The sequence below is a fragment of the Pseudomonas sp. PA-7-1E genome (assembly GCF_021605325.1).
GTDB lineage: Bacteria > Pseudomonadota > Gammaproteobacteria > Pseudomonadales > Pseudomonadaceae > Aquipseudomonas > Aquipseudomonas fluorescens_BV.
Map to the genome: position 1 here is coordinate 1 of NZ_WKFA01000027.1, position 16140 is coordinate 16140.

Annotated in this window: 13 protein-coding genes; 4 read left to right on the forward strand and 9 right to left on the reverse strand. The window is 61.1% G+C overall.

Annotated elements, in window-relative coordinates:
• Positions 1–145: 145 nt before the first annotated feature.
• From GIW79_RS17705 to GIW79_RS17720, 4 genes are read right to left on the reverse strand one after another with little or no spacing between them, the layout of a single operon-like run.
• Positions 146–1009 carry an SMP-30/gluconolactonase/LRE family protein gene (locus tag GIW79_RS17705; RefSeq protein WP_236455213.1) on the reverse strand — a complete coding sequence of 288 codons (864 nt, stop codon included), beginning with the start codon at positions 1007–1009 and terminating at the stop codon, positions 146–148.
• Between the two features lie 16 nt (positions 1010–1025).
• Positions 1026–2606: an aldehyde dehydrogenase (NADP(+)) gene (locus tag GIW79_RS17710; protein WP_153475392.1), complete on the reverse strand. Its 1581-nt coding sequence runs from the start codon at positions 2604–2606 to the stop codon at positions 1026–1028.
• 10 nt (positions 2607–2616) lie between these two features.
• Positions 2617–3609: an AraD1 family protein gene (gene araD1, locus GIW79_RS17715; protein ID WP_089042661.1), complete on the reverse strand. Its 993-nt coding sequence runs from the start codon at positions 3607–3609 to the stop codon at positions 2617–2619.
• Positions 3610–3625: 16 nt separating this feature from the next.
• The gene (locus tag GIW79_RS17720; protein WP_003190554.1) at positions 3626–4948 is read right to left on the reverse strand and encodes an MFS transporter; all 1323 of its coding nucleotides are present in this window, start codon (positions 4946–4948) and stop codon (positions 3626–3628) included.
• A 191-nt stretch (positions 4949–5139) separates the two neighbouring features.
• Here GIW79_RS17720 and GIW79_RS17725 point away from each other — a divergent pair, with 191 nt between their 5' ends.
• Both GIW79_RS17725 and GIW79_RS17730 read left to right on the forward strand, forming a co-directional pair.
• On the forward strand, positions 5140–6876 hold the full coding sequence (locus GIW79_RS17725) for an IlvD/Edd family dehydratase (RefSeq protein ID WP_089042659.1): 1737 nt from the start codon (positions 5140–5142) through the stop codon (positions 6874–6876).
• A gap of 48 nt (positions 6877–6924) precedes the next feature.
• Positions 6925–7647 (forward strand): FadR/GntR family transcriptional regulator, encoded by a 723-nt coding sequence (locus tag GIW79_RS17730; RefSeq protein ID WP_034126739.1) that lies wholly within the window; start codon positions 6925–6927, stop codon positions 7645–7647.
• Between the two features lie 7 nt (positions 7648–7654).
• Here GIW79_RS17730 and GIW79_RS17735 read toward each other — a convergent pair whose 3' ends face one another.
• From GIW79_RS17735 to GIW79_RS17745, 3 genes are all read right to left on the reverse strand, one after another.
• Positions 7655–8254, reverse strand: a complete 600-nt coding sequence (locus GIW79_RS17735) for a hypothetical protein (protein WP_034126738.1) — start codon at positions 8252–8254, stop codon at positions 7655–7657.
• 506 nt (positions 8255–8760) lie between these two features.
• Positions 8761–10890: a TonB-dependent siderophore receptor gene (locus GIW79_RS17740; protein WP_236455215.1), complete on the reverse strand. Its 2130-nt coding sequence runs from the start codon at positions 10888–10890 to the stop codon at positions 8761–8763.
• 189 nt (positions 10891–11079) lie between these two features.
• Positions 11080–12171 carry an NADH:flavin oxidoreductase/NADH oxidase gene (locus GIW79_RS17745; protein ID WP_054895667.1) on the reverse strand — a complete coding sequence of 364 codons (1092 nt, stop codon included), beginning with the start codon at positions 12169–12171 and terminating at the stop codon, positions 11080–11082.
• Between the two features lie 90 nt (positions 12172–12261).
• Here GIW79_RS17745 and GIW79_RS17750 point away from each other — a divergent pair, with 90 nt between their 5' ends.
• Positions 12262–12561, forward strand: a complete 300-nt coding sequence (locus GIW79_RS17750) for an ArsR/SmtB family transcription factor (RefSeq protein ID WP_003190545.1) — start codon at positions 12262–12264, stop codon at positions 12559–12561.
• A 450-nt stretch (positions 12562–13011) separates the two neighbouring features.
• Here GIW79_RS17750 and GIW79_RS17755 read toward each other — a convergent pair whose 3' ends face one another.
• Together GIW79_RS17755 and GIW79_RS17760 are read right to left on the reverse strand one after the other, a co-directional pair.
• Positions 13012–14040: a GGDEF domain-containing protein gene (locus GIW79_RS17755; protein WP_172415511.1), complete on the reverse strand. Its 1029-nt coding sequence runs from the start codon at positions 14038–14040 to the stop codon at positions 13012–13014.
• 2 nt (positions 14041–14042) lie between these two features.
• Entirely contained in the window at positions 14043–14894 is an 852-nt protein-coding gene (locus GIW79_RS17760; RefSeq protein WP_169922168.1) for a hypothetical protein, read from the reverse strand.
• Positions 14895–15223: 329 nt separating this feature from the next.
• Between GIW79_RS17760 and GIW79_RS17765 the strand changes: the two genes are divergently transcribed.
• Positions 15224–16114, forward strand: a complete 891-nt coding sequence (locus GIW79_RS17765; protein WP_003190542.1) for a bestrophin family protein — start codon at positions 15224–15226, stop codon at positions 16112–16114.
• Positions 16115–16140 lie beyond the last annotated feature (26 nt).

Sequence of the window (16140 nt, forward strand, 5' to 3'; positions counted from 1 at the left end):
TTTTTATTGTTTTTGTTGTGGAGGGGTACTGTGGGGGCGGGGGCGTTCGCTCGCGGGGGGGGGCGCACCCCCCCCCCAAAAAAACCCAGCTCCGGTTGCGCTGGCGAGGGGGAGCAGCCTCCCTCGCCACAACGGCGCGTTTGGTTTATCCGGCGAAGCGGTGACAGGGCTTGCCTGGCACGTCGACCTCAATGGCCAATACCGCACCATCAAGGGGGTGATCCAAGGGACTCGCCGCGCTGGTGATGTACAGCGTGGTGAGCTCGGGCCCACCGAACACGCAACTGGTGGGACGGCTGACCGGTAGTTCGATGATGCGATCCACCTCACCTGAAGGCGTTAGCCGCAGCAGGCAACTGCCATCCCAGCGCGCGTTCCAGATGTAGCCTTCGGCGTCCATGGCCGAGCCATCCGGCCCGCCGCGTGTGTGCGGCCCGAACCAGGCCTGGGCGGCGCCGAGTTGGCCGTCAGCCTGGATCGAATGCTGATAGAGCGTACCGTCCATGCTGTCGCCGAAATGCACCTGGCTGCCCGCCTCGTTCCAAAGCAAGGTGTTGGGAATGCCCAGGCCCGCCAACAACGGCGTGACCCGCGCATCGGCATCGATGCGAAACAAGCCACCGGAGCGCCGGGTAATCGGCAGGTCTTCGCCCTGCTCGCCTATGTTGTTCTGCATGGTGCCCAACCACAGCCGGCCCTGGGCATCGCAGCGTGCTTCATTGCCGCGGTTGCCCGTTTGCGGGTCGGCTACGCACAGCAGGGTCAAGGCTTCGGTGGCCAGGTCCAGGCGATACACACCGCTGCTCAAGGTCACCAGCGCATCACCGCTTTGACAGGGGATGAACGCCGAGACGTGCTCAGGCAATTGCCACACCTGCAACTGCCCCCCCAGCAGACGCAGCGCCTGGCGGGCGGCGATATCCACCCAATACAGGGCCTGGGACGGTACATCCCAGAACGGCCCTTCGCCCAACCGGGCACGGTGCGGGGTGACTGCGCTCAACGACATGAAGCCTCCTGATCAGTTACAGCGATTCGCGCGATGGCGTGCCATTTACCAGGCGCTGAATACGCAAGGGGTTGGCGTTTTTCAACGCGTCGGGCAGCAGGCTATCAGGGTAGTTCTGGAAGCACACCGGGCGCAGGAAACGGTCGATAGCCAAAGTGCCGACCGAGGTGCCACGGGCGTCGGAAGTCGCCGGGTACGGCCCGCCGTGAACCATGGAATCGCACACCTCCACGCCAGTGGGGTAACCGTTGAGCAGGATGCGCCCGACTTTCTGTTCCAGCAGGGGCGTGAGTTCGGCGAACTGGTGCAGGTCGGTCGGTTCGCCGATGAGCGTGGCGGTCAATTGCCCGTGCAGCCCCTGCAGGGCGGCGCTGAGTTGGGCCTGATCGGCCACTTCGACGAACACCGTGGTGGGGCCGAAGACTTCTTCCTGGAGCACTTCATCGCCGTCAATCAACAGACGTACATCCGCCTTGAACAGTTGCGGTTGCGCCTGATTGCCCGATTGCGCGCTGCCCGCCAGATGCTGGATGCCCGGGTGAGACCGGAGTTTTTCCAGGCCCTTGCCGTAGCTGCCCAGGGTGCCGGCATTCAGCATGGTTTGCGCCGGTTGTTCACCGATCAATTGCGCGACCTGCTGAGTGAACGCGGTGAACGCAGGCGAGGCGATACCGATCACCAGGCCTGGGTTGGTGCAGAACTGGCCGCAGCCTTGTACCACCGACGCGGTCAGGTCACGGGCAATGCTTTCAGCACGGGCTTGCAGCGCCTGGGGCAGCACGATCACGGGGTTGATGCTCGACATCTCGGCAAACACCGGGATCGGTTGCGGGCGCGCCGCGGCCATGTCGCAGAGGGCGCGGCCGCCTTTGAGCGAGCCGGTAAAGCCTACCGCCTGGATCGCCGGATGCTTGACCAGCGCCTCACCGACGCCGCCGCCAAAGATCATATTGAACACGCCAGCCGGCATCTCGGTGGCCTCGGCAGCACGAATGATCGCATCGGCCACGCGCTCGGCGGTCGCCATGTGCCCACTGTGGGCCTTGAACACCACCGGGCAGCCGGCGGCCAGCGCGGCAGCGGTGTCGCCGCCAGCCGTGGAAAATGCCAGGGGGAAGTTGCTGGCGCCGAACACCGCCACCGGGCCGAGGCCGATACGGTATTGGCGCAGGTCCGGGCGCGGCAGCGGCTGGCGCTCTGGCAGGGCCTTGTCGATACGCGCGCCGTAGAAGTCACCACGGCGCAGCACGGTGGCGAACAAGCGCATCTGGCCGCTGGTGCGCCCGCGTTCGCCTTTGATGCGTGCGGCCGGCAAGGCGGTTTCGCGGCAGACCAGTTCGACGAAGTCATCGCCCAAGGCGTCCAGCTCATCGGCCACCGCATCCAGGAACTGCGCACGCCGTGCGGCGCTCAAGGCGCGATAGGCTGGGTAAGCCTGTGCCGCGGCCTGGGCGGCGGCATCCACTTCCTGGGCGGTGGCCTGGTAGAAATCCTGAGGCAAGGCTTCGCCGGTGGTGGCGTCGATGCTTTGCAGCTTGATGCTGCCGTTGGCGCTGCGCTGGCCGCCGATGTAGTTGTGGCCGAGGAACGGGGTCATGTTGATCTCCTTAAAGGGGGGTGACTTGGCCGGGTTCAAATGCCGCATCGCTGCTGCCGATACCGTTGATCAACGGCGCGCCGAATTCAGCCTGGCTGATCTCGAACACATCGCCCGGCTGGGTACGTATACCGTCGGCGAATGACAAGGTGGCGGTGCCGAAGAAGTGAATGTGCACATCGCCCGGCTTGAGGAACTGGCTGTATTTGAAGTGGTGGTATTCGAGGTTTTCCAGGCTGTGGCACATATTGGCCTCGCCACTGAGGAATTCGTTCTGCCAGATGACCTCGCCGTTGCGCAGAATGCGGCTGGTGCCCGCCAGATGCTCGGGCAGTTCGCCCACGCGCAACTCCGGGCCATAGCTGCAACTGCGCAGCTTGGAATGGGCCAGGTACAGGTAGTTCTTGCGCTCCATCACATGGTCGGAGAACTCGTTGCCCACCGCAAAGCCCAGGCGATAGGGTTTACGGTCATGCCCGATCACATAGAGGCCGCCGATTTCCGGCTCTTCGCCGGCGTCTTCGGCGAACGGCGGCACCGGGAAGGCCTGGCCCGGGCGCACGACGATGCTGCCATCGCCTTTGTAGAACCACTCCGGTTGCACACCGGCCTGGCCAGCGCCTGGTTTGCCGCCCTCCACGCCCCATTTGAAGATGCGCATGGTGTCGGTCATCGCGCTGTCGTCGCCGGCCTGCTGGTGCATCTTGTCGCGGGCCGAGGCACTGCCCAGGTGGGTGAGACCAGTGCCGCTGATCAGCATATGGGCCGGGTCCGGATGGTCCAACGGCGGCAGGATTTTGTGTTCCGCCAACAAGGCGGCGTAGTCATGGCTGACACCCAGGCCGAGGGCTTCTACCTGTTGCTGCAACTTGCCGCCGACATCGATGGCAGCCAGCGCGAGTTCACGCACGCTGTGGGCGCCGCGCACTTCGCGTACCTGGTTGCCTTCTACCACGCCGACGCGGCGCTCACCGTTGCTCAACTCGAACTGAACTAAACGCATGCAGGTTCTCCTGGATTTAAGTGCGTGTGGCGCCACGGGCGCTGGCGGCGAATTGGTCGACGGGCAGCACGTGCTTGCGTTCCAACAAGCGGTAGACCACGAGGGTCAGCAGCAACCCGAACACCATCACACCGGATAAGAAATACAAGCCTGAGGCCAGATTGCCGGTGTACTCCTTGAGCGCACCGATCACGAACGGGCCGATGTAACCGCCGAGGTTGCCCACCGAGTTGATCAAGGCAATACCGGCTGCCGCACTGGCGCCGGCAAAGAAGCGCCCCGGCAGGGTCCAGAACACGGCGGTGCAGGAAAACATGGCAAACGCCGCCAGGCACAGTGCGGCCATTTGCAGCACTGGCACCGTGAGCCAGGCGCTGCAGAACAGGCCGATGGCGCCCAGTACATAGAGCACGGCGAGATGGCCGTAACGGTCGTTCAAGCGGTCGGAACTGCGCGGGATGATCAACAGGCCGATGATGCCGAAGATATAGGGCACGGCGGAGATGAAACCGGTTGTGAGGTCGCTGCCGCCAAACTGCTTGATCAGGGTCGGCAGCCACAAGCCGAGGCCGTAGATACTCAGGGTCACCGGCAGGTAGAACAGCGCCAGCAGCAACACGCGCTTGTCCTTGAGCGCATGCAAGGGGTTGCCATGGCGCGTCTGGCCGTAGGCTTGCAGGTCTTTGTGCAGCTCGCCGGTGAGCCAGGCTTTTTCTTCCTCGCTCATCCAGTTGACCTTCTGGGGGCCGTCCGGCAGGTAACGCAGCACCGGCCAGGTCAGCAGGATCGCCGGGGTGCCGATCACGATGAACAGCCACTGCCAGCCATGCAGGCCAAGAATGCCGTCCATGCCGAGCAAACCGCCGGACACCGGGCCGGTGATCATCATTGCAATAGGTTGGGAGAGGATGAACAGCCCGAGGATCTTGCCGCGATGGCGCACCGGGAACCACTGGGTGATGTAGTACAGCACGCCGGGAAAGAACCCCGCCTCCGCCGCGCCCAGCAGAAAGCGCATCACATAGAAGCTGTGCGGCCCCTGCACGAACGCCATGCCGATGGTGATGGCGCCCCAGGTAATCATGATGCGCGCAAACCAGCGCCGTGCGCCGAAGCGGTCAAGCATCAGGTTGCTGGGAATTTCGAACAGGAAATAGCCAATGAAGAACAACCCGGCACCGAGGCCATAGGCGGCGTCACCGATGCCCACGTCAGCGCCCATGTGCAGCTTGGCGAAGCCCACGGCGGAACGGTCCACGTAGGCGATCAGGTACAGCAGGATCAGGAAGGGAATCAGTTTCAGCGTGATGCGCCGAATAAGCCGCAGTTCCTGGCTCATGGGGTCGATCTCCGATTGTTGTTTTTATAGAAGCTCGGGGGACGCCTCTGACGAAATCCGCCAGGGCCATACCTCAGTTGAGCTCGACTATATAGTATGACTATTTGCAAAACAACACTTCCAAAGCGGCGATTTTGCGCTTATGTTTAAGCACGCATAGAACATATAGTCATACAATAAGAGAATCGATCATGCCTGACAAAAAGCCCGGCCTACGCTCTGCCCAGTGGTTTGGTACCGCCGACAAAAACGGCTTCATGTACCGCAGTTGGATGAAGAACCAGGGCATTGCCGACCATCAGTTCCATGGCAAGCCGATCATCGGCATCTGTAACACCTGGTCGGAGCTGACCCCGTGCAACGCGCATTTCCGCCAGATCGCCGAGCACGTCAAGCGTGGCGTGATCGAGGCCGGTGGCTTTCCGGTGGAGTTCCCGGTGTTTTCCAATGGCGAATCCAACCTGCGCCCTACCGCCATGCTCACGCGCAACCTGGCGAGCATGGATGTGGAAGAAGCGATTCGCGGCAATCCGATTGATGGTGTGGTGCTGCTGACCGGCTGCGACAAGACCACCCCGGCGCTGCTGATGGGCGCGGCCAGTTGTGATGTGCCGGCCATCGTCGTCACCGGCGGACCGATGCTCAACGGCAAGCACAAGGGCCAGGACATCGGCTCGGGGACGGTGGTGTGGCAGCTCAGCGAACAGGTCAAGGCCGGCACCATCACCCTGGATGATTTCCTCGCGGCCGAGGGCGGCATGTCGCGCTCGGCGGGCACCTGCAACACCATGGGCACGGCCTCCACCATGGCCTGCATGGCCGAGGCGCTGGGCACTTCCCTGCCCCACAACGCGGCGATCCCGGCGGTGGATGCACGCCGCTATGTATTGGCGCACATGTCGGGCATGCGCGCCGTGGAGATGGTGCGTGAAGACTTGAAGCTGTCGAAAATCCTCACCAAGGAGGCGTTTGAAAACGCTATCCGCGTGAACGCGGCCATCGGCGGCTCGACCAACGCCGTGATCCACTTGAAAGCCATCGCCGGGCGCATCGGCGTCGAACTCGACCTGGATGACTGGACCCGCATCGGCCGCGGTATGCCGACCATCGTCGACCTGCAGCCCTCCGGACGCTTTCTGATGGAAGAGTTCTACTACGCCGGCGGCCTGCCCGCGGTGCTGCGTCGCCTGGGTGAGGCCAACCTGATCCCCCACCCGAACGCCTTGACGGTCAACGGCAAGTCCCTGGGCGAGAACACCCAGGATGCGCCGATCTACGGCCAGGACGAAGTGATCCGCACGCTGGACAACCCGATCCGCGCCGACGGCGGCATCTGCGTGCTGCGTGGCAACCTCGCGCCCCTGGGCGCGGTGCTCAAGCCTTCGGCAGCGAGCCCCGAACTGATGCAACACCGTGGCCGCGCCGTGGTGTTCGAGAACTTCGACATGTACAAGGCACGCATCAACGACCCGGAGCTGGACGTGGATGCCAACTCGATCCTGGTCATGAAGAACTGCGGCCCCAAGGGTTACCCCGGCATGGCCGAAGTCGGCAACATGGGCCTGCCGGCCAAGCTGCTGGCCCAGGGCGTGACGGACATGGTGCGCATTTCCGATGCGCGCATGAGCGGCACCGCCTACGGCACCGTGGTGTTGCACGTGGCACCGGAAGCCGCTGCTGGCGGGCCGTTGGCGACAGTGAAGGAAGGTGACTGGATCGAACTCGATTGCGCCAATGGCCGCCTGCACCTGGACATTCCAGACGCCGAGCTGGCAGCGCGCATGGCCGACCTGCCGCCCGCGCAGAACCTAATCGTCGGCGGCTATCGCCAGCTGTATATCGACCATGTGCTGCAGGCCGACCAAGGCTGTGACTTTGACTTCCTGGTGGGCTGTCGCGGGGCAGAAGTCCCACGGCATTCCCACTAATTGGGATGCTATGATGCGGCGAATCTAAGCCAGAGCCTCCCCGTCGTTATGGATCACCAGCCGCCCAAGCCGCGCAAGAGCCAGCATGCCCAGATCGTTCAGGACTTGGGCATGCACATCGTTTCCGGTCGCTTCAAGCCTGAAGAACGCTTGCCCATGGAAGCCACGCTGTGCGAGGAATACCAGGTCAGCCGCTCGGTATTGCGCGAAGCCACGCGGGTGCTCAGCGCCAAGGGCCTGGTGTATTCCAAGCCACGGGTGGGCGCGGTGGTACGGCCACGCTTGAAATGGCACCTGCTCGACCCGGACGTGCTGTCCTGGTTGATGCAGTCCACGCCCCACAGCGAGTTCTTCAACACCCTGGCCGGGGTGCGCCGCATCCTCGAACCGGAAATCGCCGCCATGGCCGCGACCACCGCCACCGACGAAGACATCGCCACCATCGAACAAGCCTACCAAGGCATGGAAACCGCCAAGACCCACGAGGACCTGTTACAGGCCGACCTGGACTTCCACCGCGCGATTGCCGACGCCACCCGCAACGACCTGCTCGCCTATATGTGCAACATGCTCTCGCTGCCGTTGCGCGAGTCGATCAACATCACCAACCGCCGTCCGGATATCCAGGGCCTGAGTCTGCCTCGGCACAAAGCGATCCTCACTGCGATCCAGAACCGCGACGCCCTGGGTGCGCGGCATGCGTCGCTGGTGCAACTGGATGACACGCGGGTGGCGCTGGATACGGTGATGAACGTGTTGACGCCGTTGTGAGCCCGCGTCATTCCTGACTGTTATTGTTGGCCCTGGGGCAGGTGTTATCGCCCTCTTTTTTCAGCGCCAGCACGGCCTGGCGCTCGGACAGCAAGTGAGTGATAGCGCCGCCGATCGCAGCGGAAATCAACGCCAAGGCTTCTTTAGGCAAATTGATCGCCGCCCAGGTCAACCCACCGATCAGCAAGATGACAAACAGGATATTGAAACGTGACACGCCAAGTTTTATCGAGCGGACGATATCGGACGTGTCCTGCATTTTCTCGAAGCGTTTAAGGTCTTCGAACTTGCGCACCGATTCCAGGGTTTCCAGGTAATGGGTTTCGGCCCGCTTCAATTTCTTGATCACATCGGCTTCGAGCATGACCTCCTCTATCTCGATCCTGACCAGGCTGATATTGGCGCCTGGACGGCCTAGAATTTCCGAACTCAGCGAACTTTCGGCCAGCTCGGCCAGCAGATAGGTATAGGAGGTTTCGCTGATCTCCTTGGCATATTTTTGCAAGGCTGACGTGTAGCACTTGGTGGCGTATCGGGTGAACAGACGCTCGGCATCGTTGGTCTTTTTGATCAGGTCTTCAGCTTTCTCGATCAGTTCCCGTTCCATTTTTAATATCCCTATTAAGCGTGGCTTCGAAAAGCAATGAGCGCCGACCGCTGCGCTGGCACGTTACGAGCAAACATCCCTCGATCGCCCGCCAGTGTCTACTGTTAAACCTGACAGGGAAGCTGATGCAGGCCCCTGTGGCGAGGGAGCTTGCTCCCACGACGGCCTGCCAGCCGACGCATATCCACCTGACGCGCCGCATTCCAAATGTGGGGTGTCAGGTAGAGAAGTGTCGGCTGTCAGGCCGTCATCGCAGGCAAGCCAGCTCCCACAGTTGGATCGCGAGGGTATCAGGTAGAAATGCGTCGGCTGGCAGGCCGTCTTCGCAGGCAAGCCAGCTCCCACAGTTGGATCGCGAGGGTATCAGGTAGAAATGCGTCGGCTGGCAGGCCGTCATCGCAGGCAAGCCAGCTCCCACAGTTGGATCCTGGGGAGTCAGGTAGATAGGGGCCGTTGCGGGAGCAATCTCTCTCGCCACAGGCCCCGCGTGGTACCGCAGCTGTTCATCACAGGGTGTAGGCGATGCCCACCTGCACGGTACGCGGTGCGCCGGGGTAGGCGTAGATATTGCCGAACGCGCCTTCTTCATATTCGCGGTTGAACAGGTTCTTCACATCGAGGTTCAAGCGCACACGCTCATTGACCTTGTAGTAACCGAGCAGGTCGACCACGGTATAGGCGTCCATGGAGAATGCCGTATTGGCGGTCTGGCCGGCGCGTTGGTCGACGTACTTGCCGCCGGCGCCCAGGCCCAGGCCTTTGAGCGCGCCGTCCTGGAACTCGTAGACGTTGAGCAGGCTGAAACTGTTGCGCGGGATGTTCATCAAGCGAGTGCCGGAGCGCAGAGTGTTATCACGGGTGACTTCGGCATCTACGTAAGCGTAGCCGCCGATCACGCGCCATTCGGGCGTGAGGTTGCCTGCCACATTGAGGTCGAAGCCCCGACTGCGCACCTGGCCGGCCGCGACACTGAAGGTATTGTCCACGGGATCGGTGGTCAGCACGTTCTTCTTCTCGATCTGATAGATCGCCGCATCCACGCTCAACTGCCGGTCCAGCGCCTCCCACTTGATACCCATCTCGTAGGACTTGCCTTTCTCCGGCGCAAAACCACCGCCTTCGCGGCTGGCGCCAGTGTTGGGCTTGAACGAACGCGCAGCATCGGCATAGACCGCGACGGTGTCGGTGAGGTCGTAGATCACACCCACGCGTGGGGTGACGGCGTTGTCGGCGGCCTGCCAGCTTTTACCAACATAGTTCTGGTAATCATGCTCGAAACGCTCGAAGCGAGCACCGGCCAGCACTTTCAGACGTTCAGTGAGAGCAACCTGGTCCTGTACAAAAGCGGCGTAGGTCTTGAGGTTTTCTTTGTCGTGGGTCGGCGTTCGGGTCAGCGCCGGACGGGCTTGACCGTACACCGGATTAAAGATGTCAATTGGATAGGTGCCCGCCGCGGCGCTGGAACGCTGGATAATCGACTTGTAGTCGTAATCCTCGTACTCGATACCGGTAAGCAAGGTGTGATCGAACCCGCCGGTGGAGAAGTGCCCGGTCAGGTTGAGCTGATAGTCCTTGTCGGTCCATTCCAGCTTGCGGTAGTTGAAGTTGCGTTGCAGGGTCCGGCCATCGGCGCCCAGGCTACCCGGCCCGTTGGCCTCAATGGCGTTGCCCTTCAGGCTGCCGTCCAACCATTGAAAACCGCCGCCCAGGGTCCAGTTGTCGTTAAGCATGTGCTCGAAACGCAACTGCGCCATGTTGTTGTCGTTGTGCAGCTTGCCGGCATCCTTGTCGCCCCAGAACGTATCGCGCGAGGGGGTGCCACGCTGGTTGGGGAAACGAGTCAGGCCGCGGTCCAGCGGGTGGTTGTTGCGCATGAAATCGCCTTCGAAGGTCACCTTGGTGTCATCGGTGGCCTGCCAGGTGATCACCGGCGTCACGCCGTAGCGTTCCGTCTCGACGTGATCGCGGAAGGTGTCGCCGCCCTCGCCCACCACGTTCAGGCGATAGGCCAGGCGGCCTTCCTCGTCCAGCGGGCCGGAGGCATCCAGGGTGCCGCGCTTCATGCCCTGGTCATTGAGCTGGCTGCCCAGGGTGACGGTGCGTTCAGCCAGCGGCTGCTTGGACACCACGTTGAAGGTACCGCCTGGGTCGCCACGGCCGTAGAGCATGGTCGCAGGGCCGCGCAGCACTTCAAGACGCTCGATGGTGTTGGCGTCCGGCATGTTCGGGTAACCCCGGTTGATCGGGAAACCGTTGCGGTAGAACTCGCCGGTGGTGAAGCCGCGAACGGTAAAGGTGGTCAGGCCCTGGCCGCCGAAATTGTTGGCGCGGCCCACGCCGCCCGCGTAATCGAGGGCATCCTGCAGGCGCGTTGCACCGAGGTCTTCGACCACGTCCTTGGACACTACGCTGATGGACTGTGGAGTTTCATGAATGGCGGTGTCGGTGCGCGTCGCACTGGCTGAACGTGTGGCGTGGTAGCCCTGCACGGGGCCTTGGGCCGACTCAAGGTCAGCGGTGGCGGTGACATTGGTCGCTTGCAGCTCGATACTGGCGTTCTCGGCAGGTGCCTGCTCTGCCCACGCGAAGGGGGAAAACGCCTGGAGCACACAGATGGAAATCAGAGTACGACGCATGGGTGTAGAACCTAGTGAATGAGCCAGATGGGACGGCAAACCTGCCAAGAATTCGCGGCGCATCATATATCAGCGGATTCTCGTTTGACATCGATTCTCATTTGTTATTTTTCACCGCGTAGGTCGCCAAAAGCGACAGGCGAAAAAAAGCCACTCAATCGAGTGGCTCATGCAACGCGCAGGCATACCTCAGCGATAGCGTTCCAGCCAATGCGCGTAAGGCGCCGGCAAGGTCCAGGAGGACTTGTCCACGCCCAGTTCCTTCGCGGCAAAGTAGGCCCAGTGCGGGTCAGCCAAATGTGCGCGCCCCACCGAAACCAGGTCCAGGTGCCCGGCCTGCAGCGCGCCTTGCGCCAGTTGCGGCGTGCCGAAGCCCCAGGCCGAGGTCACCGGAATACCGGCTTCACGGCGTACACGCTCAGCAATCGGGCCCATGAAGGCCGGGCCCCATGGGATGTTGGTGTCAGGAATGGTAAAGCCGACGCTGACGCTCAGCAGGTCCAGGCCACCGTCCTTGAAACGGCGGGCCAGTTCGATGGACTCGGTGAGGGTCTGCTCATCACGGCCGTCGTATTCGATCACACCGAACCGGGCGGTGAGCGGCAGGTTTTCCGGCCAGACTTCACGCACCGCAGCCAGGGTTTCGAGGAGGAAGCGGCTGCGGTTGTCGAAGCTGCCACCGTAGGCATCGGTACGCTGGTTGGAATGCTCAGAGAAAAAGCTCTGGCCCAGGTAGCCGTGGGCAAAGTGCAGTTCGATCCATTCAAAGCCGGCATCGCGAGCGCGGCGGGCCGCGTCGACGAAGTCCTGCTGCACGCGGGCAATGTCTTCCAGGGTCATGGCACGCGGTACGTTGGGCAAATTGGCACCAAACGCGATGGCAGAGGGGGCGATGGTTTCCCAGCTACGGGCATCAGAAGCCGGGATGTGGTCATCACCTTCCCAGGGGCGATTGGCACTGGCTTTGCGACCGGCGTGGGCGATCTGAATGCCCGGCACCGAACCTGCGGCCTTGATGGCCTTGACCATGGGCACGAATGCCTGGGCGTGGGCGTCGCTCCAGATCCCAGCGCAGCCTGGGGTGATGCGCCCTTCAGGGGCGACCGCGGTGGCCTCGACCACCAGCAGGCCGGCACCGCCACGGGCCATGCCAGCCAGGTGGACGTGGTGCCAGTCGTTGACCATGCCGTCGTCGGCCATGTATTGGCACATCGGGGGGATAGCAATGCGATTGCGCAAGGTCACATCTTTGAGTTTGAACGGTTCGAACAAAGCCGACATTTAGAACTCCAGGAAGGGATGAGTGATTCGATAGTTCGATGGTAATCGAACTATGGTATTGAACGCTACCCCCCTGTTATGATCCGCCCCATGCGAGCCTTCAAACACCCTACCCCGCAAGAATTGACGCTTGAGCGTGTGCTGTACGCCTTGAGCGACCCCGTGCGCCTGGACATCGTGCGCTACCTGGCCAACGTGCCAGAGGCCACCTGTGGCGAACTCGACGGGGGGCGGCCCAAGTCCAGCATGTCCCATCACTTCCGGGTATTGCGCGATGCCGGCCTGGTGCACACCCGCAATGTGGGCACCACCCATATGAACTCGTTGCGCCGTGACGAGCTGGAAAGCCGCTTCCCTGGGTTGCTGGCCAGCGTGTTGTCACAACACTAGACGCATAACTTCGGCGCGACGCCGGGCCTGTGCCGAGGGAGCTTGCTCCCGTGACGGCCTGCCACCCGGCGCTTGCCTACCTGACACCCCACAATCCAAATGTGGGAGCTGGCTTGCCTGCGATGGCGGCCCGACAGCCGCCCCATATCTACCTGACACCCCTCAATCCAACTGTGGGAGCGGGCTTGCTCGCGAAGGCGGCCTGACAGCCGGCACAGTCATACCGAGTACATATCCATTCCTGCGGTAACAGCTACTTAGGGTTCTCTTGCCCCACCACTCGGCACCTCGCCCAGGCTCGGTGTGCCCGTAATCCGCCAGCGTGGTTTAACGGGGCGCTTAAGATCAAAAGCAGATCAAGATCAAGAGCGGCTCGCTTCGCATCGTGGTTAGCGTTGGCTGCTGCAACTTGGAAAGTTGTGCAGATACCTATGCACTAGACGCCAAGCCTCAGGACAAGACCGCCTTTAGCAGCGCGCCGTCCAGGTGCACACAGTCCTTGCCATTGCGCTTGGCGCCGTACAGGTTCTTGTCCGCCATCTTGAGTACGGCCGACAACTCGTCGCCCGGCGAAAAACGCGCCATTCCCGCACTGCAGGTGTAATGGTGGGGCGCAGGCACACTGCTGCGGATCGCTTGCAACAAGTCCAGGGCATAATCACAGGCCACCTCCACATCGTCGCCCTGCAATAACACGCCGAACTCTTCCCCGCCGATCCGTCCAAAGCTGTGGCTGCCCTTGGCGTTTTTCAGGCACAGGGCCATGGCGCGCAGAATCTTGTCCCCCACGTCGTGGCCATACAGATCGTTTTTTTCTTTGAAACTGTCGATATCCAACATGATGAAGTAGCCGCCCTGCTCCCCACCGAGCAACTTCTCGAAGCTCTGCATAAAAGCGCGCCGGTTGAGAATGGAGGTCAGGTAGTCGGTCTCGGCCAAGGCGCGAAACTCGCTTTCCACCAGCAATACCGAACGCAGGTTCTTCAAGTAGGAGTAACTCAAGATAAACCCGATGGATACCGACGCGGCGCAGAACAGCAGCAAATATACCTCGGTGCCAACGTATATATCCGCCTGCATGGGTGGCCACAGGATCAGCCAGATCAATAGCGCATCGACCAGGTAATCCTGGACACTGATAAACAAGATCGCACTGCCCACCACCAGGGTCACGGCCAACGGCAGGCCATAGATACGCAACTCTTTGTTCATATGAATCAGATAAGCGAAGCCGACGGACAACAACACCATATAGGTGACCCCCAGCACTCGCCAGAGCAGAAAGTTCGTCGTGGTGGCATGTACCCGGCAAACAATCAGCAGGCCCACCGTGACGCCCAACATATAAAAATTCAACTTCAGGGCCGCAGGAATCAGGAGCATGCCGACCCAGGCAATAATCCCTACCCCTTCGGCTTGGGTCACCGCAGGTGACAACAAACTGCGCATTCTGGGCCGCAACTTCAAGTTAGCAGGCATCCTTACGCTCCCATCTCAATAGCATGCAGGCCCATCGCAAATGAAAAGGCCATGAACCGCTTTACCAGGCTGGCAAAGGGTGGCAGAACTTCCAGCCGGGTTTTGGAGTGGGCTTTGAAATAACCCTTTTCAACCCCCTCCTGCACCATACGGATAATGTGGGTCTTGGACACGGAAAGTTGCTTGGCCAAGGCCAGGTAGGAAGACGACCGGAAGGTGGCGCGGTCGTTCTCAGGGGCAAAGGCGTCGTTGTAGATCGCCAGCATCAACAGATGGCCGGCGTCGCGCTTCACCAGCCAGTAACATTCGGGCAGCAAGACATCCACCGTCAACTCGGCCGCGAGAATCATGGCAAAACCCTTGAAATAGAGCGCAAGGAACTCGCGGTCATCCAAGTCGCGCATCTGCCGGAACACTTCCCTTTCGGGATAGAGCAGCGCCAAAGACTCCGTGAGGGCGGTGAGCATCAACCGCGCTTCGCGGCAGGCTTCATCCGAAGGTGCATACACCCTGAAGCGACTGTCTTCGGGGTGCGGCGCAACCTCCATGAAACCCAAGGCCCGGAATAGCAAAAAAATCGATTCCAGGCTGTTTTTCGAACAATATTTGCGCGTTACGCACAAGGCTTTAACTTCTGCCAACAAAGGCAGCGGTGTAGAAAAGTATTGGCTCAATAATGCAAACGACACCATCAAGCGGCTGTATTTAAGGGCACTCTTGTAGAAAAACGGTCGTCTCGAATAGGGCACGAGCAGCACGTGGTAATGCGCTCTCATGCACGATTCAAAATCCTTATGACGTTCGAGCGCTTGCGCGGTATTACACATAGCCAACTTCAACGAACTGACACGCATGAAAGAGCCCTGATCATCCAACTTGATGCCACTGATCTCAGCTACGAAATCCCTGCAGCCCGGCCCCAAAACAAATCACTTCAAAAATCCTGCCATTAATGGCTTTTTGCCTCGAACGCAATGTACAGCGATTGCCGGACAAGACGTCATCAGTACCAAAGTTGTTCCACAGTCAAATGCCCTATGGCACACACTTACGCGCAACCTTTGGTTACATTCTCTCCGCCTGGCGGTTAGAGGACTAATCGATTCAGCACACTGCGAACCTTCCCTCCTCGGCGGCGTCGTAACAGGGGATTGTTGCCAACCGCCCGCCGCGAGGTTCTCGTTTGAAAGCTGCCCTTCTGAAGAAATACCGCCTGATCATCAAGACCATGGGCTATGTGGGCTGGGCGTTGTTCTGGCTGTTGTTGTGGGATGTGGCGGTGACGGTGGATTTCATGCTGTTTCTCACCGCCAAGATCAATTTGCCGCTGATGCCCCTGACCTTGCTCGGCTCGGCACTGGTGGTGCTGATCAGTTTTCGCAACAGCAGCGCCTACAACCGCTGGTGGGAAGCACGCACGCTGTGGGGTGCGATGGTCAACAACTCGCGCAGTTTTGCTCGGCAAGTGTTGACCCTGCTCGATGACGCCCCTGGTGAGGTGAACCCGGTGAAGTCGACGCTGTTGCGCCGTCACGTGGCTTACGTCAATTGCCTGGCTGCGCACCTCAAGGGCCAGCCGTGCCCGGAGGAAGTGCGAGCCTTTATCCCCGCCGAAGAATTTGCGCGCAACGGCGCCACCAATAACTTCGCCAATGACATCCTCACCGGCTCGGCCTCGTTGCTGGCGCGCGAATACCAGGCCGGGCGCCTGGACAGCATCCGCCTGGCGCGGTTGGAGTCGACCCTGGTGGACCTCTCCAACGCCCAGGGCGGCATGGAGCGGATTGCCAACACGCCACTGCCCTACCCTTACGTGTACTTCCCGCGGCTATTCATTTCGTTATTCTGCCTGATCGTGCCGGTGGGCCTGGTGGAATCGCTCGGTTGGTTCACGCCGTTGGCCTCCACGGTCGTGGGCTTCATGCTGCTGGCCATCGAACGCATCGGCACCGACCTGCAAAGCCCGTTCAATTCCAGCGAACACCAGATCCAGATGGAAAGCATCTGCGAAACCATCGAGAAGAACCTGCAGTCGATGCGCCGCGATGCCCTGGTCGGTGACCCGATCGCCTGATTCCCCCTCCTCAAGTGCCAACTCCC

Bases quoted from the DNA above. Each gene is read 5' to 3' on its own strand.
- GIW79_RS17705 (WP_236455213.1), bottom strand. From the start codon at position 1,009: ATGTCGTTGAGCGCAGTCACCCCGCACCGTGCCCGGTTGGGCGAAGGG.
- GIW79_RS17710 (WP_153475392.1), bottom strand. From the start codon at position 2,606: ATGACCCCGTTCCTCGGCCACAACTACATCGGCGGCCAGCGCAGCGCC.
- araD1 (WP_089042661.1), bottom strand. From the start codon at position 3,609: ATGCGTTTAGTTCAGTTCGAGTTGAGCAACGGTGAGCGCCGCGTCGGC.
- GIW79_RS17720 (WP_003190554.1), bottom strand. From the start codon at position 4,948: ATGAGCCAGGAACTGCGGCTTATTCGGCGCATCACGCTGAAACTGATT.
- GIW79_RS17725 (WP_089042659.1), top strand. From the start codon at position 5,140: ATGCCTGACAAAAAGCCCGGCCTACGCTCTGCCCAGTGGTTTGGTACC.
- GIW79_RS17730 (WP_034126739.1), top strand. From the start codon at position 6,925: ATGGATCACCAGCCGCCCAAGCCGCGCAAGAGCCAGCATGCCCAGATC.
- GIW79_RS17735 (WP_034126738.1), bottom strand. From the start codon at position 8,254: ATGGAACGGGAACTGATCGAGAAAGCTGAAGACCTGATCAAAAAGACC.
- GIW79_RS17740 (WP_236455215.1), bottom strand. From the start codon at position 10,890: ATGCGTCGTACTCTGATTTCCATCTGTGTGCTCCAGGCGTTTTCCCCC.
- GIW79_RS17745 (WP_054895667.1), bottom strand. From the start codon at position 12,171: ATGTCGGCTTTGTTCGAACCGTTCAAACTCAAAGATGTGACCTTGCGC.
- GIW79_RS17750 (WP_003190545.1), top strand. From the start codon at position 12,262: ATGCGAGCCTTCAAACACCCTACCCCGCAAGAATTGACGCTTGAGCGT.
- GIW79_RS17755 (WP_172415511.1), bottom strand. From the start codon at position 14,040: ATGCCTGCTAACTTGAAGTTGCGGCCCAGAATGCGCAGTTTGTTGTCA.
- GIW79_RS17760 (WP_169922168.1), bottom strand. From the start codon at position 14,894: ATGCGTGTCAGTTCGTTGAAGTTGGCTATGTGTAATACCGCGCAAGCG.